Origin of the sequence: Mesorhizobium sp. YC-39, assembly GCF_025753795.1 — a bacterium.
GTDB lineage: Bacteria > Pseudomonadota > Alphaproteobacteria > Rhizobiales > Rhizobiaceae > Mesorhizobium.
Window position 1 is genome coordinate 240,629 of sequence record NZ_JAOWPS010000001.1, and the last position, 21,277, is coordinate 261,905.

The 21,277-nt window shown below is 63.9% G+C and carries 20 protein-coding genes; 6 read left to right on the top strand and 14 right to left on the bottom strand.

From position 1 onward, the window contains the following. Nucleotides 1–133: 133 nt before the first annotated feature. The gene (locus OHD62_RS01185; RefSeq protein ID WP_263780391.1) at nt 134–1,498 is read left to right on the top strand and encodes a malonyl-CoA decarboxylase; all 1,365 of its coding nucleotides are present in this window, start codon (nt 134–136) and stop codon (nt 1,496–1,498) included. A 123-nt stretch (nt 1,499–1,621) separates the two neighbouring features. Further along, nucleotides 1,622–3,148 carry a malonate--CoA ligase gene (locus tag OHD62_RS01190; protein ID WP_263780393.1) on the top strand — a complete coding sequence of 509 codons (1,527 nt, stop codon included), beginning with the start codon at nt 1,622–1,624 and terminating at the stop codon, nt 3,146–3,148. Nucleotides 3,149–3,159: 11 nt separating this feature from the next. On the opposite strand, the gene OHD62_RS01195 is transcribed toward OHD62_RS01190, so the two are convergent. From OHD62_RS01195 to OHD62_RS01260, 14 genes are all read right to left on the bottom strand, one after another. Continuing rightward, nucleotides 3,160–4,278 carry an NADH:flavin oxidoreductase/NADH oxidase gene (locus OHD62_RS01195; RefSeq protein ID WP_263780394.1) on the bottom strand — a complete coding sequence of 373 codons (1,119 nt, stop codon included), beginning with the start codon at nt 4,276–4,278 and terminating at the stop codon, nt 3,160–3,162. A 173-nt stretch (nt 4,279–4,451) separates the two neighbouring features. After that, complete coding sequence (locus tag OHD62_RS01200) at nt 4,452–4,847, bottom strand: cupin domain-containing protein (RefSeq protein WP_263780395.1); 396 nt, start codon at nt 4,845–4,847, stop codon at nt 4,452–4,454. Between the two features lie 26 nt (nt 4,848–4,873). Beyond that, complete coding sequence (locus tag OHD62_RS01205) at nt 4,874–5,593, bottom strand: SDR family NAD(P)-dependent oxidoreductase (RefSeq protein ID WP_263780397.1); 720 nt, start codon at nt 5,591–5,593, stop codon at nt 4,874–4,876. A 19-nt stretch (nt 5,594–5,612) separates the two neighbouring features. Then, the gene (locus OHD62_RS01210; RefSeq protein ID WP_263780398.1) at nt 5,613–5,912 is read right to left on the bottom strand and encodes a putative quinol monooxygenase; all 300 of its coding nucleotides are present in this window, start codon (nt 5,910–5,912) and stop codon (nt 5,613–5,615) included. Nucleotides 5,913–5,929: 17 nt separating this feature from the next. Further along, complete coding sequence (locus tag OHD62_RS01215) at nt 5,930–6,907, bottom strand: zinc-dependent alcohol dehydrogenase (protein ID WP_263780399.1); 978 nt, start codon at nt 6,905–6,907, stop codon at nt 5,930–5,932. 20 nt (nt 6,908–6,927) lie between these two features. Then, the gene (locus OHD62_RS01220; RefSeq protein WP_263780400.1) at nt 6,928–7,944 is read right to left on the bottom strand and encodes a Gfo/Idh/MocA family protein; all 1,017 of its coding nucleotides are present in this window, start codon (nt 7,942–7,944) and stop codon (nt 6,928–6,930) included. Between the two features lie 48 nt (nt 7,945–7,992). Continuing rightward, a complete protein-coding gene (locus tag OHD62_RS01225; protein WP_263780401.1) occupies nt 7,993–8,772 on the bottom strand; it encodes an SDR family NAD(P)-dependent oxidoreductase in 780 nt (259 codons plus the stop codon). Between the two features lie 55 nt (nt 8,773–8,827). After that, nucleotides 8,828–9,895, bottom strand: coding sequence for a 2,3-butanediol dehydrogenase (locus OHD62_RS01230; RefSeq protein ID WP_263780402.1), 1,068 nt, complete (start codon nt 9,893–9,895; stop codon nt 8,828–8,830). Nucleotides 9,896–9,917: 22 nt separating this feature from the next. Continuing rightward, nucleotides 9,918–10,685 carry an SDR family NAD(P)-dependent oxidoreductase gene (locus OHD62_RS01235; protein WP_263780404.1) on the bottom strand — a complete coding sequence of 256 codons (768 nt, stop codon included), beginning with the start codon at nt 10,683–10,685 and terminating at the stop codon, nt 9,918–9,920. Between the two features lie 56 nt (nt 10,686–10,741). Further along, on the bottom strand, nt 10,742–11,710 hold the full coding sequence (locus OHD62_RS01240; protein ID WP_263780405.1) for an ABC transporter permease: 969 nt from the start codon (nt 11,708–11,710) through the stop codon (nt 10,742–10,744). Then, the gene (locus tag OHD62_RS01245; protein WP_263780406.1) at nt 11,710–12,672 is read right to left on the bottom strand and encodes an ABC transporter permease; all 963 of its coding nucleotides are present in this window, start codon (nt 12,670–12,672) and stop codon (nt 11,710–11,712) included. The genes OHD62_RS01240 and OHD62_RS01245 overlap by 1 nt, the downstream gene beginning before the upstream one ends. After that, a complete protein-coding gene (locus tag OHD62_RS01250; RefSeq protein ID WP_263780407.1) occupies nt 12,669–14,189 on the bottom strand; it encodes a sugar ABC transporter ATP-binding protein in 1,521 nt (506 codons plus the stop codon). The genes OHD62_RS01245 and OHD62_RS01250 overlap by 4 nt, the downstream gene beginning before the upstream one ends. Before the next feature lie 67 nt (nt 14,190–14,256). After that, entirely contained in the window at nt 14,257–15,411 is a 1,155-nt protein-coding gene (locus tag OHD62_RS01255; protein ID WP_263780408.1) for an ABC transporter substrate-binding protein, read from the bottom strand. Between the two features lie 238 nt (nt 15,412–15,649). Next, nucleotides 15,650–17,401 (bottom strand): extracellular solute-binding protein, encoded by a 1,752-nt coding sequence (locus tag OHD62_RS01260; RefSeq protein ID WP_263780409.1) that lies wholly within the window; start codon nt 17,399–17,401, stop codon nt 15,650–15,652. A gap of 30 nt (nt 17,402–17,431) precedes the next feature. Here OHD62_RS01260 and OHD62_RS01265 point away from each other — a divergent pair, with 30 nt between their 5' ends. The 4 genes from OHD62_RS01265 to OHD62_RS01280 all read left to right on the top strand — a co-directional run bounded on the left by OHD62_RS01265 (nt 17,432) and on the right by OHD62_RS01280 (nt 21,242). Continuing rightward, nucleotides 17,432–17,803, top strand: coding sequence for a hypothetical protein (locus OHD62_RS01265; protein ID WP_263780410.1), 372 nt, complete (start codon nt 17,432–17,434; stop codon nt 17,801–17,803). 87 nt (nt 17,804–17,890) lie between these two features. Next, the gene (locus tag OHD62_RS01270) at nt 17,891–18,919 is read left to right on the top strand and encodes a thiamine pyrophosphate-dependent dehydrogenase E1 component subunit alpha (RefSeq protein ID WP_263780411.1); all 1,029 of its coding nucleotides are present in this window, start codon (nt 17,891–17,893) and stop codon (nt 18,917–18,919) included. Beyond that, the gene (locus tag OHD62_RS01275; protein ID WP_263780412.1) at nt 18,907–19,896 is read left to right on the top strand and encodes an alpha-ketoacid dehydrogenase subunit beta; all 990 of its coding nucleotides are present in this window, start codon (nt 18,907–18,909) and stop codon (nt 19,894–19,896) included. Before OHD62_RS01270 ends, OHD62_RS01275 begins: the two co-directional genes overlap by 13 nt. Beyond that, nucleotides 19,893–21,242 (top strand): dihydrolipoamide acetyltransferase family protein, encoded by a 1,350-nt coding sequence (locus OHD62_RS01280; RefSeq protein ID WP_263780413.1) that lies wholly within the window; start codon nt 19,893–19,895, stop codon nt 21,240–21,242. Before OHD62_RS01275 ends, OHD62_RS01280 begins: the two co-directional genes overlap by 4 nt. Nucleotides 21,243–21,277: the final 35 nt, after the last annotated feature.

Sequence of the window (21,277 nt, forward strand, 5' to 3'; positions counted from 1 at the left end):
CCTTCAGCGAGAAAACCTTCAAGCCATTTTTAGCGATTTTTATTGCCACGTCAAAGTTATATCGATATTTTTCGGAGAGACTTAACGCCTTCCCGAGCCTGCTTCCGCAACTCCAATTCAGTGGTCAGGATTGATGGACCGCAGCCCTTTCTTCGCCGATCTCCTGAACACCATCGCCGATCGCGGCCGGATGATGCTGAACCTCGTTCGCGGCGACGAGCCGGTTTCGGCCGACAGCCTGGCGCGTCTGTGCACGCGCTTGCTTTCCAGCCAGGGCGAAGCCTCGGGCGTCGCCTATGCCCGCGAAATCCTCGAGCGCTGGCGCACCCTCGATGCTGACGGGAGGCTGGCTTTCCTGCATGTGCTGCGCGATCGTTTCGGCACCGATCATGGCAGGCTCGCCGCCGCGGTGGATGCCTATCGCTCAGTACCCGACGATCGCACGGCGCTCGCATTGCATGACGCAGCCGAGCCGGCCAGGCAGGAACTGCTGCGCCGCCTGAACCTGGCGCCCGGCGGCATCGAGACATTGGTGCGCATGCGCGAGGATCTGCTTGCCCGGTTAACCACATCGCCAGACCTTGCCATCGTCGACGCCGACTTCACGCATCTTCTGTCGTCGTGGTTCAACCGCGGCTTCCTGGTGCTGCGGCGGATCGACTGGTCGACGCCAGCCAACATCCTGGAAAAGATCATCCGTTACGAGGCGGTGCATGCCATCCACACCTGGGACGATCTGCGCCGCCGCATCGAACCCGACGACCGGCTCTGCTACGCGTTCTTTCACCCGCAGCTCGGCGACGAGCCGCTGATCTTCGTCGAGGTCGCGCTTACCCGCGCCATGCCCTTGACGATCGCCGAGCTGCTCGCCGACGAGCGGCCGCCGGTGCAGCCTCGGCAGGCGACGACGGCGGTGTTCTATTCCATCTCCAACTGCCAGGAGGGGCTGCGCGGTATCTCCTTCGGCAATTTCCTCATCAAGCAGGTGGTCGAGGATCTGCGCCGCGACCTTTCCGGCCTGACCGATTTCGTCACGCTCTCGCCGGTGCCGGGCTTTGCCCGCTGGCTGACCGAGCAGACCGGCCCATCCGCCGCCGAGGCGCTGAATCTCGTCGCCAACGAGGGTTGGCATGCCGACGCCGCGCTGCGCGAGCGCGCAGGCCAAGTCCTGCTTCCCCTGGCGGCGCAGTATTTCCTCGAAGCCCGCACGCCCTCAGGCAAGGTGATCGACCCGGTCGCGCGGTTCCATCTCGGCAATGGCGCTCGGCTGGAGCGCATCAACCTTCTCGGCGACCTGTCGCCTCGTGCCTTGCGGCAGGCGCATGGCCTGATGGTCAACTACAGCTACAAGCTCGACGACATCGAGAAGAACCACGAATTGTTCGTCGCCAAAAACGATGTAGCGGCCGCGCCCACCGTGCGCCGCCTGCTGCCGAAACCCGCAACAAGGCCGGCCGCGCCGCAGCTTCTGCCGCCTGGCCGATCCGCCCAACCCTAGAGCCGGATGATTTCAGGTCGAATCGACCTGAAATCTGAATCCGGCTCTAAATCTAAAGAGATAGAGCATGATGTCGTCCGAAAACCACTTCACACTTTTCGGCATCATGCTCTGGAGAAATACATGAGCAATCATTTGTTCGATGCTTTTCGCGCGCGGATGCCGGCGCCCGGGAGACTCCTGATGGAGACGGATGACGGTCGCTCGCTCAGCTATGGCGACATGCTGGCGCGGTCGGCGCAACTGGCGCACGCGCTGCTGCAACTGGGCGTCAAGCCGGGCGACCGCGTCGCCGTCCAGGTCGAGAAAAGTCCCGAGGCGGTCCTGCTCTATCTCGCTTGCCTGCGCACCGGTGCCGTCTTCCTGCCGCTCAACACCGCCTACACGCTGACCGAGCTCGGCTATTTCTTCGGCGATGCCGAGCCGCGCCTGGTCGTCTGCGATCCCCGCAGCGCAGCCGATATCGAACCGTTGGCGCAGGCATCGGGCGCCACGACGGTGACGCTTGGCCGCAACGGCGAAGGCTCGCTGACGGAGCAGGCCTCGCGGCAATCCGCTGATTTTCATGACGTGGTGCGCGGACCGGACGATCTGGCGGCGATCCTCTACACGTCGGGCACGACCGGCCGCTCGAAAGGCGCCATGCTCAGCCATGAAAACCTCGCCTCCAACGCGCGTGTGCTCGTCGACCACTGGCGCTTCACCAGCAAGGACGTGCTGATCCACGCGCTGCCGATCTTCCACACGCATGGCCTGTTCGTCGCCACCAATGTCATCCTGATGGCCGGCGCCGCAATGCTGTTCGAAACCAAATTCGACCCGGCCCGCATCGTCTCGCTGCTGCCGCGCGCCACGGCGCTGATGGGCGTGCCGACCTTCTATGTACGTCTGTTGCAGCAGGACGGCTTGACTCAGCAGTCGACGAAGAACATCCGCCTGTTCATCTCCGGCTCGGCGCCGCTTTTGGCCGAGACGCACAAGGCCTGGCGTGAACGCACTGGCCATTCGATCCTCGAGCGCTACGGCATGACCGAGACCAACATGAACACGTCGAACCCCTATGATGGCGAGCGGCGCGCCGGCACGGTCGGCTTCCCACTGCCCGGCGTCGCGTTGCGCATCACCGATCCCGACGGCGGCGGCACGCTTGCCCAGGGCGAAGTCGGCATGATCGAGGTGAAAGGGCCTAATGTCTTTTCCGGCTATTGGCGCATGCCGGAGAAGACCAGAGCCGAGTTCCGCGACGATGGTTTCTTCATCACCGGCGATCTCGGCCGGATCGACGCCGACGGCTATGTCCACATCGTCGGACGGGGCAAGGACCTGATCATCTCCGGCGGCTACAACATCTATCCGAAGGAAGTCGAGAGCGAGATCGACGCCCTTGCCGGCGTCAGCGAAAGCGCCGTCATTGGCGTCGCCCACCCGGATTTCGGCGAAGGCGTCACCGCGGTCGTGGTGCGGGCCCCGGCCTCGGCCGTCACCGCCGCCGATATTGTCGGCGCCATCGCCGGGCGGATCGCCAAATACAAGCACCCGAAGCAGGTGATCTTCGTCGACGAATTGCCGCGCAACACGATGGGCAAGGTGCAGAAGAACGTGCTGCGCGAGACCTACAAGAACCTCTACGTTTCTCAGAAAGCCGGCTAACGGCGTGGAGCTCAGGCTGCCGGCTTCTGCCGGTTCGAGAACACGGAGGGCCGCGCGTTGGGATGAGCCGGCATGGCGCGCGGTGCGTAAGGCGCCTCGGCGCCCAGCTCCTCTGCCGCATGCCAGGCCCAGCGCGGATCCCACATGGCGCCGCGCGCCATGCAGATGAAGTCGGCCTTGCCGCTGGCGATGATCTCTTCGGCCTGCCGCACGCCGGTGATCAGCCCGATCGCCATCGTCGGAATACCGGCCTTGCGCCGCACCGCTTCGGCAAAAGGCACCTGATAGCCGGGGGACAGCGGGATTTTCTGGCGCGGATCGAGCGCTGCGCTCGACGCGTCGATATAGTCGCAGCCGAGCGCTTTCAATTCCTTGGCCAGCACGATCGTATCCTCGATCGTCCAGCCTCCATCCACCCAGTCGGTGGCGGACACGCGCACGCCCATCGGCTTGTCCTGCGGCCACGCAGCCCGCGCTGCCGCGAAGGTTTCGAGCACCAGCCGCATGCGGTTTTCGAGGCTGCCGCCATAGGCATCGGTCCGCACATTCGATAGCGGCGATAGGAACTGATGCATGAGATAGCCGTGGCCGGCATGCAGTTCGATCAGGTCGTAGCCGATGCGTTCGGCACGGCCGACAGCGGCCACATAGTCCGACTTGAGCTCCGCGATGTCGTCCGGCGTCATCGCCCGTGGCACATGCCAGCCCTGGTCATAGGCCAGCGCTGAAGGCGCCACCGTCTGCCAGGCGCCTTGCTCCTCCGTCAGTGGCTTGCCGCCGAGCGCCGGCGGCAGGGTCGATCCCTTGCGGCCGGCATGGCCGAGCTGGATACCATGCCTGGCGACGCCATACTGCCGGCAGAAATCGATGATCCGCTTCAGCGCCCGCTCATTGTCGTCGGTGCACAAGGTCGCGCATTTCAGCGTGATCCGGCCGACCATGTTGACATTGGTAGCCTCGGTCATCACCAGCCCGCCGGAGCCGCCCAGCGAGAACTGGCCAAGCTGCAATATGTGCCAGTCGGTGGCGGAACCCTCGACCGAATTGTACTGGCACATTGGCGACACGACGATGCGGTTCGGCAAGGTCAGCGCTCTGAGCGAGATCGGCGAAAACAGAGCACTGGTCATTTCCCGATTTCCTCCCTTGCGCCGTCCGCACCATGCCAAAGCCGGAAGAGCGGGGCATGCGCAATGATTCTCAATATGAAACCTCGGCCGGTGCTCCAGAAAAAAGGCCCGCTGCTTTCGCAGCGGAGCCAGGTCCTGGGAGGAATTTGCGGGAAGAGGAACTGTGTAGTCTGTCAGGCCGGTAACTCGGCCTTTTCGGCCTCGCTGCCGGCCCCACCCGGTGGCAGGAAACTCGCGGCGAAGGCCAGAGCGCGCAGCGGCGCATCGCCGACAGGCGCGATCGTGTGTACGGCGTTCGGCGGAATGTGGATCAGGTCGCCGGGCGCGACCTCGCGCTTCTCAGTGCCGATCTGCATCAGCGCGCGACCTTTGAGCACATAGTAGAATTCATGCGTGTTGTGCCGGTGCGGCTCCAGATGCGAGCCGGCTGCTATCTCGAACTCCGAGACATATTCGAGATAGGAGCCTTCGGTCTCGGCGCGCATCGCTTCCTTCGGCACCATGAAGTAGGTGCGGCAAGTGCCGCCATGTTCGATGGTCGGTTCGATCCTTGCGTTGGTTACGTTCATGTCAATCCTCCGCTATTGGATGCGCCTTACTGCGCCAGGTAACCGCCATCGATCACCAACTCGCTGCCGGTGATGAACGAAGAATCGTCGCTTGCCAGGAACAGGCAGCCATTCGCCACCTCGCGCGGCGTTCCCATCCGGCCCATCGGCGTCTGCGCGATGATGCCGGCATTCATGTCGTCCGACTGGGCTTCGACCAGCGGCGTGCGGATCAGTCCGGGATGCACCGAATTGACCCGGATGTTCTCGGGCGCGTAGGTCACCGCGGCATTCTTGGTCATGTTGCGCACACCGCCTTTGGCGGCATTGTAGGCGGCAGCACCCGCAACCCCGACGCTGCCCCAGATCGACGAGAAATTGACGATCGAACCTTTGCCGGCCTTGCGCATCGCCGGCAGCACCGTCTTGATGCCGAGGAAGCTGCCGGTGAGATTGACGGCAACGACCGCGTTCCAGGCGTCGAGATCGGTCTCCATCAGCTGCTCATAGGCGCGCACGATGCCGGCATTGTTGACCAGTATGTCGAGCTTGCCGTGCCGGGCGAGGATCGTCTCGACCGCCTTCGCCCAATCGTCCGGGCTGGAAACGTCCAGCGTCAGCGCCTCGATGCCCTTGGCCGGCTTCACCGGCTTGACGTCGCCGGCATAGACGGTGGCGCCTTCCTCGGCGAACAGCTCGGCAACCGCGCGGCCGATGCCCTGCGCCGCACCGCTGACCAGCGCTATCTTTCCATCAAGCTTTGCCATGAAGGCGCCTCCCCAGAATCTATTTGCTGATCATCGTCATCAGCCGGATGTGCGGCGGCACCGCGAACAGCTCGTCGGCGCGGCGGGCGAACTCGTGCAGGTATGGCATTTCCATGTGCTTGTCCCACTCCGCCCGGTTCTTCCAGTTTTCATAGAAGGTGAACTCGGCCGGCCTGTCGTCGTCCTGATGCAGGTCGTAGTCGATGCAGCCGGGCTCCGCCCGGGTCGCATCGATGAGCGACAGCAGGAACTTCTTCGTCTCGTCGATCTTGTGCGGCCGGGCGACGAGATGCGCGACCACCGTCAGTTGCTTCGACATGTTTTTCTCCTCTTGGGTCAGGCCGTCAGCGTGACCTTGATGCACTGGCTGGCGTCCTTGCCGAGCTCGAACGCCGCGACCGCTTCGTCGAGGCCGAATGTGTGGGTCTGGATCGGCGTCAGGTCGATGCCGGTCCGCTCCAGGAAGCGGATCGCCGCCGGCCACACGCCCGGCGAGCCGATGCAGCCCTTGACCGTCAGGTTCTTGATCTGGATCTTGCCGAGTTCGACCGGGATTTTGCGGCCGATATTGATGCCGACCATCGACACGCGGCCGTCCTCGCGGGCGAATTCGAAAGTGTTGGCCAGCGAGGCATCGTGGCCGGACGCCTCCACCACAAGATCGGCGCCCTTGCCGCCCGTCAATTCCATGACCTGCGCGACGGCTTCCTGTGCCGGATCGACGGCCTCGGTCGCTCCCAGCCGCAGCGCCACCTCGCGGCGGCGGGCGATCGGGTCGACGACGATGACGCGCGCACCCATGCCGATCGCCGCCGCCGCCGAGACCAGGCCGATCGTGCCGCCGCCCGAAATCACCACGGTCTCGCTGGCATTGGTGCCGCCCGAGCGTAACACCGCATAGAAGCCGCAGGTGAACGGCTCGATCAGCGAGGCGCGCTTGTCGTCGATGCCTTCGGGCAATTTGTGCAGCCAGTCCGGATTGACGGAGAAATACTCGCGGTCGGCGCCATCCATCGAGAAGCCGAAATGGTGCAGCCGCTCCGGCGTGCGCACCACGCATTCGCCGACGACACGGTCGCCGACGCTCCAGCCCTTGACGCCACGGCCGACCTCGATGATCTCGCCGCACCATTCGTGGCCGGGCGTCACCGGATAGGAGATCGGGATGATGTAGCGGCCCGCCAGCAGTTCGTAATCCGAATGGCAGATGCCGACGGTCCTGGTCTTGATCAGGACCTCGCCATCGCCGATGCCGGGCATCGGCCTGTCGACGATCACAGGCTTGTCGGGGGTTTCAAAGACCAGCGCGCGCATTTCGATGTCTCCCGTGTCGTTCAGCCGACCGTCTCGACCATTCCGGTCGCCGCCGACTTGATGATGCTTTCGAGGATGGCGATGTTGTTGATCATGTCCTCGCCGGTGATCGGATAGGCCTGCCGGCCGCGCACCGCCGCGGCGAAGGCCACCAGATTGTCGCGCACCGGTTCGGCCGGACCGACCTCTTCCACTTCGATCGGCGTGCCGGTCGAGGCGCTGGTCACTACCCAGCCGGCCGGCGCCTCGACATGGGCCTTGTCGCGCACCTCGATCCAGCCCTTGGTGCCGAACACGGCAAAGCGTGAGACGAAGGGCGTGGCGAGCGTCGCCGAGACATAGGCCGTGCCGCCGCCATGGAAGCGGATATGCGCGCTCAGCGTGTCGCCTTGCGGGATCTGCGACGCGAGGTTCTCGCAGGCGACGCGGACATCGCGCGCCGGCCCGAGCAGCTTCGCCGACAGGTCGGTCAGATGGATGCCGGTCGCGGTCATGCCCGCCGCCGGCGCCTGGCTGGCGTTCAGCCGCCAGTTCGACGGATCGAGGCCGAGGAACTTGTCATGGCTGAAATTCGCCTCGACCTGCAGGATGCGGCCGAGGCGGCCGTCGGCGGCGGCCGCCAGCATGCCGGCGATCGGCGGCTCGAAGCGCCGCTCATGCCCCATGCCGAGAACGAGACCTGCCTCCCTGCACAGCGCCACCGCCTTTTCCGCTCCGGCCTTGGTCATCGCCAGCGGCTTTTCGCAAAAGACGTGCTTGCCCGCCGCCACCGCATCCTCGATCTGCTGTTCGTGCAGCGAATGCGGCGTCGCCAGTATGACGGCTTCGACGTCGGGATTCTGTAAGGCGTCGGCATAATTCGCGAGCAGCTTCAGGCCATGCTCCGCGCAGAATTCCTCGGCTCCGGGCGCGGGTTCCACGGCGCACACCACCTCGAGATGCGCCCTGGCGCCCTCTAGCACCACCACCATCTTGCGGCCCCACCAGCCAAGGCCGACCATTGCCACCCTGACGGGCCTGTCCTGTGCTGAAGTCATGCTCGGTTCCGATTCTGATGCTGTTTCTGCCGTTGCTTCGGGCAACGATTATGAAGCCGAGTAGCCGGCATCGGTCATCAGCACATGGCCGGTAATGCCGCTCGCCGCATCCGACGCCAGGAAGGCGACAGACGCCGCGATTTCGGCCGGCTGCAGGAGCCGCTTCATCGGCGTGTCATTGATCCAGGTCGCCATCACGTCGGGCTGCGCCGCGCCGACCTTCTTCAGCATCTCGGTCTCGGTGTAGCCAGGCCCGACCGCATTGACGCGGACATTATAGGGCGCCCATTCGACGCCGACGACGCGGCAAAGATGGGCGACGCCGGCTTTGGAGACATCGTAGCCGGCATGCAGTTCCGGCCGCACCGCCTTGATGCCGGCGATCGAGGAAATGCACACGATGCTGCCGCGCTTGCGCTCGACCATGCGCTTGCCGAAGGAGCGCACGCAAAAAAAGATGCCGTCGAGGTTGATCGACATGCAGCGGCGCCAGTCCTCGTCGGAATGATCCGCGGTCGTGCTTTCGTAGGAGATGCCGGCATTGGCGACCAGTATGTCGATCGCGCCAAACTCCTCGTTGAGGCGCGCCGCGGCTTTCTCGACATCGGCGCTGTTGGTGACGTCGACCTTGATGCCCTTGGTCTTGAAACCTTTGTCCGACCATTCCTTGGCGGCATCGACCACGCGGTCGGTGACATCGGCAAGCACGACCGTCGCACCGAGGCTGCCCAGCCGCTCGGTGATCGCGCTGCCGATGCCGCCGGCCGCACCGGTCACGATTGCCGTCTTGCCCTCGAGCGAATAGTTCGCGAATGCATTGCTTGCCATTTCGATGTTTCCTCCAGTCATCAGTATTGGGTCGCGACAGCCGGGCGATCGCCGCTTAGACGCTCACCAGGATCTTCAAATGCTTGCCGGCCTTGTCGAGCAGGGCCTCGAAGCCTTTCTCCACCACGTCGTCGGCAGAGATCTTCGCGGTCACCACTTTTTCCAGCGGCAGGATGCCGGCTTCGACCATGCGGATGACGCGCGGCCATACCTGCACCGGGTAGCACCAGGTCGCCTCGACCGTGATGTCCTTCAGCGCCCACAGCATCGCGTCGATGCTGGCGGGCTTCATATGCAGGCCGGTCTGTACCACCTTGCCTTGTCGCCGCACCGCCCTGGCACAGGCGTTGAGGCTCGCTTCCAGTCCGACACATTCAAGTGCGACGTCGACGCCGACGCCTTCCTCGGTCAAGTCGGCGATAATCTCGTCGAGATTGTCCCTCGTCGGATCGATGGCGATGCAGTCCGGCACCAGCTCCTTGGCCTTGGCAAGGCGATTGGGATTCGGCTCGCTGACGAAGATCTGCGCCGCGCCCGCCGCCTTGGCCGCCAGCAGCGTCAGCGCGCCGATCGGTCCGGCGCCGGAGACCAGCACTGTCGAGCCCGATTGCACGCCGCCACGGTCGGTGCCGTAGATGGCGACGGCGGCCGGCTCGATCATCGCCGCCTGGATGTCGCTGACGCCCGTCGGCACCGGCACGACATTGTAGTCGTTGACGATGGCGAGCTCGCTCATGCCGCCCCATTTCCAGCTCAGGCCGACACAGGCCATTTGCGGACTGAGGTGGTAGAGCCCGCGCCGGCCGAAGTAATCGTCGCGTGGCGAGATCAGCGGCTGGATCGAAACGCGGTCGCCGACTTTCACATTCGTCACCCCGGAGCCGATATCGGCGACGACAGCACTGAATTCGTGGCCGAGGATCTGCGGGTTGGTCGCGCCGCTATAGACATGCGGGGTAACGGGCGTGACGATCGGCCCGGCGATATATTCGTGCAGATCGGTACCGCAGATCCCGGTGATGACGGGCTTGATCAGCACGTCATGCGCGCCGAGCCGCGCTGTGGGTTCGGCGACATCCTCGACCCTGATGTCCCTGGCGGCGTGGAATCGGACGGCTTTCATGCTCTGCTCTCCGGAAATGCGATCACTGTGTCGTGTAGCCGCCGTCGACGACGAGGCTGGCGCCGGTGACGAAACGCGCTTCCTCCGAAGCGAGGAACAAAACGCAGTTCGCCACATCCACCGGCTCGCCGAGGCGCAGCGGATGCTTCTCCTTCATCATGTCGAGATAGGCCTGCTTGCCCTTCGGATAGGTGTCGGCGCACTTCATGAAGATCTCGGTCATGGTCGAGCCGGGATGCACCGCGTTGACGCGGATGCCATAGGGCGCGTAGCAGATCGCGTCCGTCTTGCTCATCATCAGCGTCGCGCCCTTGGTGGCGTGGTAGGGCGGGATGTCGTCATTGCCGATGAGGCCGTAGATCGACGAGAAGTTGACGATGGCGCCGGACTTCTGTTCCATCATCGGCCGCACCGCATATTTGGTGCACAGGAACGTGCCCTTCACATTGACGTCGAAGACCTTGTCCCACTCCTCGACCGTCACCTCGTGCGCGAATTTGTTGGCGCCGGTGATCGCGGCATTGTTGACCAGTATGTCGAGGCGGCCCCATTTCTTGACCACCTTGTCGACCGCCGCCTGAACCTCTTGCTCCTTGGTGATGTCCACCTTCAGGAAGATCGCCTCGGCACCGCCGCGCGACAGCTCCTTGGCCAGCGCCTCGCCGTCATCGGCGAGCACGTCGATGATCGCCACCTTGGCGCCTTCCTCGACGAAACGGCGAACCGTAGCACCGCCGATGCCGCGCGCGCCGCCGGTGACGATAGCGACCTTGTCCTGAAGCCTGCCCATTGTGTTCCTCCTTGAACGATTGTCTGCGAGCCGACCGACGACTGTGCGAGCGGATGCTAGATGCGCCGCCGCACGTAGAAGGCGGCGGCCAGCACGATGACCAAGCCCTTGATGATGATCTGCAACTGCACCGGCAGCCCGAACAACAGCACGGCGTTGAAGACGACGACCAGGATGGCGGCGCCGAACAGCCCGCCAAGGATGCCGCCCTGGCCGCCCGAGAGCGATATGCCGCCCATCACCGCCGCGACGATCGAATCCAGTTCGAAGCCGCGCCCGACCCAATTGTCGACGATGCCGACATAGCCGCTCAGCACCAGGCCGGCGATCGCTGCCAGCGCGCCGGAAATGACATAGCCGATGATGGTGACGCGGTCGGCATTGATGCCGAGCAGGCGTGCCGTCGTCGGGTTGCCGCCAGTGATGTAGACCTCGCGCCCGAAGCGCGACTTGGCCAGGACGACGCCGAAGACGATCGCCAGCACCACCAGCAGCATCATGTTGTAGGGCACGCCATGCCAGGTCGCCGAGCCGATCAGGCGAAACAGCGGCGGCACGTTGCCCGACGGCGCGCCCTGCGTATAGGCAAACCGAAAACCCTGCAGCACGATCATCGTGGCCAGCGTGGCGAGGAACGGCGAAACGCTGCGCTTGGTCACCAGCCAGCCATTGACGAGACCGGTGGCGATGCCGATGCCAAGCGCGATCAAAAGGATCGAAAGCACGTCGGAGTTCTGGCCGGAGAATCCGGTCGCGATGACCGCGGCTGTGGCCATCACCGAGGACACCGAAAGGTCGAGGCCGCGCAGGATGATGACGAAGGCCTGGCCGATGACGACGATGCCGAGCGGGGCAACCTGCAGCAGCATGTTGGAGATGTTGCTGGTCGACAGAAAGGCCGGCGAGACAATGCCCGAAACGGCGATCAGGGCGATCAGGAACATCGGCAGCGCATAGGGCGACAGCCGGCTTTTCATCGAAATCGCCGGACCCTCCGTGGCGCGTGCTTGAGAGACGTCGACCATCAGACCCTCTTCTTCTTCTCGACATAGATCGACACCGCCGCGATGACGATGAGGCCCTGGGCGATGAGCTGGTAATGCGTCGACACGTCCATGAAGTTGAGAACGTTGTTCAGGAGCGAGATGAGGTAGACGCCGAGCAGCGTGCCGAAGACACCGCCCTTGCCGCCGCTGAGCAGCGTGCCGCCGACGACCACTGGCGTGATCGAGGCAAGCGTGTAGTTGAGCCCAGTGTAAGGCTGTCCGACGCTGAAGCGGCTGGTTAGATAGATGGCGGCCAGCCCGCAGCAGAAGCCGGAAAATCCGTAGACCGTCAGCATCACCCGCGCCCTGGGCAGGCCCATCAGCCGCGCGCCGACCTCGTCGTCGCCGACCGCGTAAATGTAGCGGCCGAGCCTGGCATAGCGCAGGAACAGCGCCACCAGCAGGAACAGGACGAGGATGAAGACGGCCCCGATCGGCAGGCCGAGCACCTTGCCATAGGCGAGGAAGTTGAAGCTCGGCGGCACCGAGCCCGCCGGCCCCAGCGAATAGAGCAGGACGATGCCTTGCAGCACCGCGCTCATGCCCAGCGTGACGATCAGCGGGTGGACGCGCAGCCAGATGATGAGCAGGCCATTGCAGATGCCGATCAGCAGGCCAAGCAGCAGGATGCCGATGGCCACCGGCAGCACCATCGACACCTTGCCGGCGATCAGGCCGGAGGTCAGCGTCGACAGCAGGCTGATCATCGAGCCGACGGAAAGATCGATGCCGCCGGTGAGGATCGCCAAGGTCTGGCCGAGGCTGACCAGGGCGAGGCCCGTCGACTGCTCGAAGATGTTGAGGATGTTCGAAGTGGTCCGGAACCGGTCGGAAATGAAGGCGCCGAAGATCAGCAGGATGACCAGCAACGCGGCAACGACCAGGACGCCCTGGTTCGCGCGCAGCCTTGACGACAGTCTGATAGGAGCCAGCGCGGTCATTGTGCAAGGACCTCCGCCGTTGGGACCTTGCCTGTCGGATGCTGGGTGGCAAGGCTCATGATCGCTTCCTCGCTGATGTTGGCTCCCGTCAGCTCGCCGCTGATCGCGCCCTCGCGCATGACGACCACGCGGTCCGACATGCCGACGACTTCGGGCAGTTCGGAACTGATCATCAGGATGGCGATGCCTTCGCCGGCAAGGCCGCGCATGATGCGGTAGATCTCGGTCTTGGCGCCGACATCGACACCGCGGGTCGGCTCGTCCAGGATCAGCACCTTGCGGCTGGTGCGCGCCCAGCGCGCCACGATCACCTTCTGCTGGTTGCCGCCCGACATCGTCGCCACGCTGGTCGCCGGACCGCGGCAGACGACCCGGTAATTGTCGATTTCCTTGCGGGCGATCTCATTTTCCAACCGCCGGTCGATCAAACCATTGCGGGTCACCGCCGAAAGGTTGGCGGCGCTGATGTTGGCGGCGACATCGAGGAACATCGCCAGCCCCTGTCCCTTGCGGTCCTCGGTGACGAAGCCGACGCCCTTGCTGATTGCCGTTGCCGGCGTGATCGCGTCGACCTTCTCGCCGTCGATCCACACGCTGCCGGACGACATCGGCAGGCCGCCGAATATGCCCATTGCCAGTTCCGTCCGCCCGGCGCCGACCAGGCCGGCCAGCGCCGTGATCTCGCCGGCCCGCACCTCGATGCCGGCATTCCTGACACGGCCCTCGACAGAAACGTTTTCCGCCTTCAGCACCACCTTGCCGGGCTCGCCTTTCGGCTTCTTCGGCGGGAAGATGTCCTTCAGGTCGCGCCCGACCATCATAGAGATCAGCCTGTCGCGGGTGACGTCGCCGATATCCTTCGTCGCGACATGCGCGCCGTCCTTGAAGACGGTGACGCGGTCGGCGATCTGGAAAATCTCTTCGAGCCGGTGCGAGACGTAGAGGATGGCGACGCCCTCGGCCTTGAGAGCCGCCAGCCTGGCGAACAGAAGATCGGCCTCGCGGCCGGAGATGACGGCGGTCGGTTCGTCAAGGATCAGGAGCTTGACCTTGTGGACGAGCGCCTTGGAGATTTCGACCATCTGCTGGTCGGCCACCGTCAGCTCCGAAACCAGGATTTGCGGATCGATATCGACACCGAGCTTGCGCAGCAGGTCTGATGCGTCCTGGCGCGTGCGCGCGTGGTCGACAAAGCCGAAGCGGTTGCGCCGCTCATGGCCGAGATAGATATTCTCGGCCACCGTCAGATGCGGAAACAGCACGAATTCCTGATAGATGACATGGATGCCGGCATTCTTGGCGTCGGCGGGCCTCGCCCACTGCACGGGCTTGCCTTCGAACTCCATCTGGCCGGCATCGGGCTTGTAGACGCCAGCGACGATCTTGATCGTGGTCGATTTGCCGGCGCCATTTTCACCGACGAGCGCATGGATTTCGCCCGCCCGCACGTCGAGATTGATGCCCGACAGCGCCTGCACGCCGATGAAGCTCTTTGAAATGCCCGAAAGATTCAACATGCGCTTTGTCCAATTTGCGGGATGGCCCGAGGGCTATTGCCCCGGGCCACCCTGGCGAAATCGAAGACTATTGCGGGTAGTCGACCTTGAAGGTCTTGGGGTCGTAGTCCGGTCCCATGCCGCCGGTGATCAGCATGTCGGGCGCACCCTTCGGCACAACCAGGTCGGTGAGCCGCAGCGGGGTTTCGATCGAAGGCGTGTTGTCGCCTTCCGAGACAGCGATCTGCGAGTTGATCGTGTAGATGCAAGGCACCGGCGCGCCAGCCAGCACCTGCAGCGCGACATCGACCGAGATGCCGCCCATCGCCGGCGGATAGCCGACTTCGAGCATCGGCACCTTGTGCTCGATCGCCATCTGCAGCGGACCGTTCACGTCCGCCGTGGTGTGCGGCGGGATTTCGCCATCCTTGTAGCCGGCTTCGATGAAGGCCTCGATCGAACCCGGAGTCTGCAAGCCATGCGCCGACCAGACGGCGTTGATCTCCTTGCCATACTTGGCGATCATCGCCTGCATCACCTGCTTGCCCTTGACCGGCGACCAGTCGGAATAGACGGTTTCGAGCACCTTGATTCCGGGGTACTGCGCGAAGACTTCGCGCGCCGGCTTCTCGCGATTTTCGGACGGGCTTGAGCCTGCCTGGCCCGCCAGCATGATGACGTTACCCTTGCCGCCGAGCTTCTCGACGATCCACTGCGCAAACAGGCGGCCCATCATGGCGTCGGACGCCGTCACGAAGGTGACGAAATTATCCGAGGCCACGCGACGGTCGACCATAACCACCGGGATGCCGGCCGCCATCGCCTGCGACACGGCCGGATCGAGCGCCTGCTGCGTGTTGGCGCTGACGATCAGGAGATCGACGCCGCGCGAGATCAGGTCCTGGATGTCGGCGACCTGCTTGGCGTCGTCATGGCCGGCATCGGTGATGATCAGCTTCTTGATCTGGTCCTTGTGCTTGGCGGCGGAGGCCTCCATGGAATGCAGCATCACGACGCGCCAGGAATCGCCGAGGCCCGCATTGGAGAACCCGATCGTATAGGGGCCTTCCTTCTTGTACTGCGATGTGTCCTTGAAGCAGACGTCGGTGTCCGGATTGTAGAGATAGGTCCGCGGAGCGCCGTTATAGAATTTCGCGTCCTGCGCCAGAACAGGGGCAGCAAAGGCGGCCAGACCGGCAGCGCCCACCAAAAGCATGGCAAAGCGTCTTGAGATGTTGCTCATTTAGAAGTTCCTCCACCTGCGTTTCAGCCGGGGGCTCGCGCTGCGGCGCAGCCGACCCCGTCGCGCCCGGCGCATGGTTCCGGGGGCGTCCTGTTGCTTGGTCCGGTCGATTTGACTGGAGACGCCCTCCCTGGCGTCTAACAGGAGAGTTGCAGTTCTGATGTTCGGATCAAACTGCAAAATTTATCATTTTGAGACTTTGACCGGCGCCCTGAGCGCCTGATCTCGACGCCAGCGGTCAATAGTGGCCCGCTGCACGCATCACCTTGTCGATGCCGTTCTGGCAGCGTTCGAGCGCCTCGCGATCGGTGAGCTCGCCGTTGAGCGCCGCAAAGATCTCGTCGCCGATGATCTTTTCGATGAGCGTGTATTCCGGGATCGGCGGCCGGTGCCAGCCATGCAGCTTGTTCTGCTTGGCCAGCCTGTCGACCATGCGCACGATCGGCGTCGTCGCGGCCGCCTCGGGATCGGCGGTGACGCTGAAGCGGGGCGCCACCGGTATGCCGTTCTTGACATGCTCCTTCATCGCGGCGGGCGACGCCATCCACGATATCGCCTCGAAGGCGAGCTTGGTGCGCTCCGGCGGCAGGCCGGCGGGGATGGTCAGCAGGAAGCCGCCGACGGGACCGACCACGGCTCCGCCAGGCCCGTGCGGATGCGGCAGATATTCGACCTTGCGCTTGACCACCGAGCGGATGTCGTACTCGAAGCGCGAGGCGCGCATCGTCCAGCAATAGATCATCGCCGACTGGCCGAGCATGAAACAGTCCAGCGCCCGGTTCCAGTCCATGACCAGTATGTCGGGCGGCGAGAAGGCCAGCAGTCGGCGCATGTAGTCAAGCGTCTTCATGCCTTGCTCGGTGTTCACGCGCGGCCGGTACATCTCGCCAGCCATGTGGCTGTAGTCGAAGGCGACGCGCGCCATCGGCACGTTGATGACAGGCGTGCCGCAGGCGCCCATGAAAAACATGAAGGAATGGGCGATCGGCATGCCGCGCGCCGCATTCCAGACGATGCCGTGCATGCCGCGCTTGGGATTGTGAAGCTGGCGCGCCGCGTCCAGCACCTTCTCGAAACTCGTCGGCATGTGCAGGTCGTGAGTCTCGAACAGATCCTTGCGCACCGCCAGCGTCTCGATGGTGCAGTAGATAGGCACGCCATATTGCACGGTGTCCCAGTTTCCGGTCGCCCAGATGTTGGGGTGGAAGTCGAGCGAATTGATGCCGCTGTCGACCAGGAAACTGTTCAGCGGCTGCACCAGCCCATGTTTGACGACCTCACCCAGCCACGGGATGTTGACGGCCATGACATCGTATTCGCTAGCCGGGCGGCGCGCATTCTTGAAGATCTCCTTGTGCAGTTCCGGCAGCGCCAGCAGGCGGAAATTGCGCCGCGAGGACAGTTTGCTTCGGAAGTCCGACCACATGTTGCGCATCGAGGAGAAGTAGTTGTCGTCATGCAGCAGAAAGCGCAAGTCCTGGCTCGGCGCCTGGCGGTTCTCCATCAGCTTGAGCGGTGGAATGATCTGGTCGGCGAGGTAGGAACCGCCGAAATAATACTCCTCCGCATTGGCGCTGCCGCCGCCGAGCCCGAAGGTTTCGGCAAGCAGCGCTTTCACCCGGATGGCGTAGGCGACGAAATTGGATTTGAGCTTTCTGCTGGGAACCAGGAAATACGACTTTCCCGTCGGGCTGCGGCTCATCTGTTCGACATCGCCGTCGTCGATCAGCCTGTGGATGCGCCGCATTGCGCTCGGAAACGGGATCTGGGAAACCGACGCCAGCGACGACATGGTGACGGTGTCGCCGCGCAGATGGCTCTTCATGAGATAAAGGACGATGTTCCAAACCGGATCAGGGGTGGCCGCGTTCAGCTTCTCATCATAGGGCGCGCGGATGCGCTCGAGGAAATTGATGATGCGAAGCAACTCGTAATCGGTCATTCGATCGGTTACCGGCCCTTCGTGCAGCTCTTCCACCAAACCTAACACCGGATCCTCCCATCGGCAAAAGCGAGGCGCTTGCGCGAGCGCACCGTCAAACGGCATGAACCCAATCATCAGCGCCGCATTCGCATCGCGCTTTTCGCGGCTCTTCTTCCTTTCGCAATGCGCCGGCATGCTGACACGCCGGCAATGGCCCTGACGCCCAGGAAATCCTGCCGGGCAAAGCCGCGCAAGGCGCTTTCCGCGGCACCGGGCAGTTCCAATATCGTTCTCATGGAGCAATTGTTGCGACAGATCACCCGGTCGATGCCGGGGGCCGGCGCTGCTCCTCCCACTTCGGATGCTAGCACCACGGGTCGATACTGCCCACGCGCATTTTCTCAAAATGAGAATCCTTTGGGGCTGAATGCAAGCCCGGAGACGGGCATGCATTCAAGGAGAACGTAAGGAAGAGATTGTTCAATATGAGAATAATGGCCCATGCCCGGCCCAAACGATTTTGGCATGGTCGGCCATCTAGGGTGGAACAATAACATGCGAGAGAAACAGAAAGGGTCCCGCGCCGCGGGCCTGCCAAACGACGATATCGGTCCCGATATCCGTCTTGAGCTCTATCGGCTCCAGGTCGAGATCCGCGATTGCGAAAAAAGAGCCAACGATCTCTTTTTCCAGAACCTGATCAAGGGCACGAGCCATCTCTCGCTTGGCCAGGAAGGGATCGCGGCTGGCGTCGCGGTGGCGATGCAGCCGGGCGACAAATCCTTCTGCACCTATCGCGGCCACGCGCACACGCTGGCCCGCGGCGTGCCGATGGAGAAAGTGCTTGGCGAACTGATGCTGCGCGACAATGGCCTGATGCGCGGCAAGGGCGGCTCGATGCATCTCACCTCCGTCGAACACGGTGTCATGGGCTCCTACGCGATTATCGGCGCGCATCTGCCGATCGCCTGCGGATCGGCCTGGCGGGCGCAATATCTCGGCCAGACGGACGTCTCCGTTTGCTTCTTCGGCGACGGCACGACCAATATTGGCGCCTTCCACGAGGCGCTGAATTTCGCCGCCATCTGGAAATTGCCGGTCGTCTTCATCTGTGAGAACAACCTCTACATGGAATACACGCCGATCGGCGACGTCACGGCGGTCGAGCATCCGGCCGCCGACCGGGCCTCGGCCTACGGACTGGAGCGGATCGTTATCGACGGCAATGATGCCGATATCGTCTATCGCACCGCGCAGACAGCCTTCGCCAAGGCGCGCAAGGGCGACGGCCCCTCGCTGATCGAATGCATGACCTATAGGCACTCGGGCCATTCGCGCGCCGACCCGGCCAAGTATCGCCCGGAGGGCGAGCTCGAGAAATGGCTCGAACGCGACCCGATCAAGATCTACCGCGAACGCCTGAAGGAGTTCGGCATCTCCGACGCGCAGGTCGCGGCGATCGACGCCGAGAGCAAGCGCAAGGTCGATGCCGCCACCGAGGCCTGCAAGGCCTCGCCGCCGGCGCCTGTCGAACTGCTCACCACCGATGTTTATGCCGACGGAGGTTGGTCATGGCGGAACTGACCTATCGCGACGCGGTTGCTCGCGGCATTGCCCAGGAGATGGAGCGCGACAACAATGTCGTCTTCCTCGGCGAGGACGTCGCCAAGGCCGGCGGCGTGTTCAAGTCGACGGTCGGGCTCTATGAGAAGTTCGGGCCGTTCAGGGTGCGCGACACGCCGATTTCCGAACAGGCGATCCTCGGTGCAGCGATGGGCGCGGCGATGACGGGCCTGCGGCCGATCGCCGAGATCATGTTCGCCGACTTCGCCGCCGTCTGCTTCGACTACATCGCCAACGAGTTCCCCAAGCTGCGCTATATGACCAATGGCCAGCTCGGCTGCCCGCTGGTGGTGCGCACCGGCAATGGCGGCGGCGCCCGCTTCGGCGCCCAGCACTCGCAATCGATCGAGAACTGGACGATGATGATCCCCGGCCTCAAGGTCGTGGCGCCGTCCTCGCCCATCGACGTCATCGGCCTGATGGCGGCGGCTGTCCGCGACGACAATCCGGTGATCTTCCACGAGCACAAATCGCTCTATGCTGTGAAGGGCGAGGTACCCGACGGCGAGATCCTCGACACGCTCGGCACCGCCAGGATCCTTCGTCCGGGCAAGGACGCCACCATCCTGGCGCTGGCCCTGATGGTGCCGCGCGCTCTCGCCGCCGCCGAAACGCTGGCCGCCGAGCACGGCATCGACTGCGAGGTCATCGACGTGCGCTCGCTGGTGCCGCTCGACACCAACACGATCCTGAATTCCGTCGCCAGGACCGGCCATCTGTTCACGGTCGAGGAAAACCCGCGCCTGTGCGGCTGGGGCGCTGAGATCGCCTCGATCGTCGCCGACGAGGCGTTCTGGGATCTCGATGGCCCAATCGTGCGCATCACCACGCCGCACATCCCGCTTCCGGCCGCCGATCATCTTGAGGACTTGGCGCTGCCAAACACGCCGCGCATTGTCGAGAAGATTAGCCGCGTCATGAACGGATCGGTGCGATGAGCGCGGACGTCCTGATGCCGCAACTCGGTGAGACCGTCGCCGAAGGCAAGATCCTCACCTGGTTCAAGCAAGAGGGCGACGAGGTCAGCGAAGGCGACAATCTCTTCGAGATCGAAACCGACAAGGTGACGATGGAGGTCCAGTCGACCGTCGCCGGACGGCTCGGCGAGATCAGGGTGAAATCAGGTGAAGTCGCCAAGGTTGGCGCCGTGGTCGCCGTCATCGGCGGCGCGGCAAAACCTGCCGCGGCATCCGAACCAGCCCGATCCGAACCCGCCAAGCCGGCACCGGTAAGCGCCGCCACGGTTGCCCCAACTTCGCCACAGGCCGCGTCGGGCAATGGGGCCGGCCACGCCGCACCTACCAGGTTGCGCTCGCCGTTTGAAGAAGTGTCGACGCCGATCGAATCCTTCGGCCCGGCGAAAGGTCCGTCCGGCATAAGGGTGACGCCGCTGGCACGTCGGCTGATCGCGCAGAACGGCCTCGACACCGAGGCTATTGCCCGCACCGTCGCCGCCGCGGGCGCCACCAAGATCGGCGAGAAGGACGTGCGCGCCGCGCTCGCCGCGCCACGGTCCCAGCCAGCCGCAGTGCAAAGCTCGCCAGCGGCGCCGCAAGCCACCAGACCGGCAGTGTCGGGCAGCGTGGTGACGCTGAACACCATCCGCAAGCGCACCGGCGAACGGCTCGCCGAGAACTGGCGCACGATCCCGCATGTCTTCCAGGCGATCGAAGTCGATTTTACCCAGGTCGAAGCGGTGCGGTCGAAGCGCAAGGAGAGGTTCAAGAGCGATTTCGGTCTGTCGCTGACCTATCTGCCCTTCATCGCCCGCGCCACCTGCCTTGCACTGCGCGATTTTCCTGAGATCAACGCGCAACTCGATGGCGGCACGTTGGTGCTTGCATCGGAAATCAATCTCGGCATCGCCGTCGACCTGTCACACAACGGGCTGGTCGTGCCGGTGGTCCGCAACGCCGACGACCTGACGCTGCCCGGTCTGGCGCGTGCCATCGGCCGCCAGGTCGAGAAGGCGCGTGCCGGCAAGCTGACCGGCGACGATTTTTCCGGGGGCACCTATTCGATCTCGAACAACGGTGCATTCGGCACCGCCTTCACGGCGCCGATCATCAACGCGCCGCAGGTCGCCATATTGTCGACCGATGCAATCCGCCTGCGCGCGAGTGTGGTGGAGACGCCGCAAGGGGCGTTCGTCGCGCCCAGGCTGACCGGCATGGTCGGCCAGAGTTTCGACCACCGTGCTTTCGACGGCGCCTATTCGGCGGCTTTCCTGTCACGGCTGAAGGCCGTGCTTGAAGAGCGCGATTGGGGTGCGGAATTTGCGTAACGAGACCCATCCGAGGTGATGGCGGAGGAGCATAA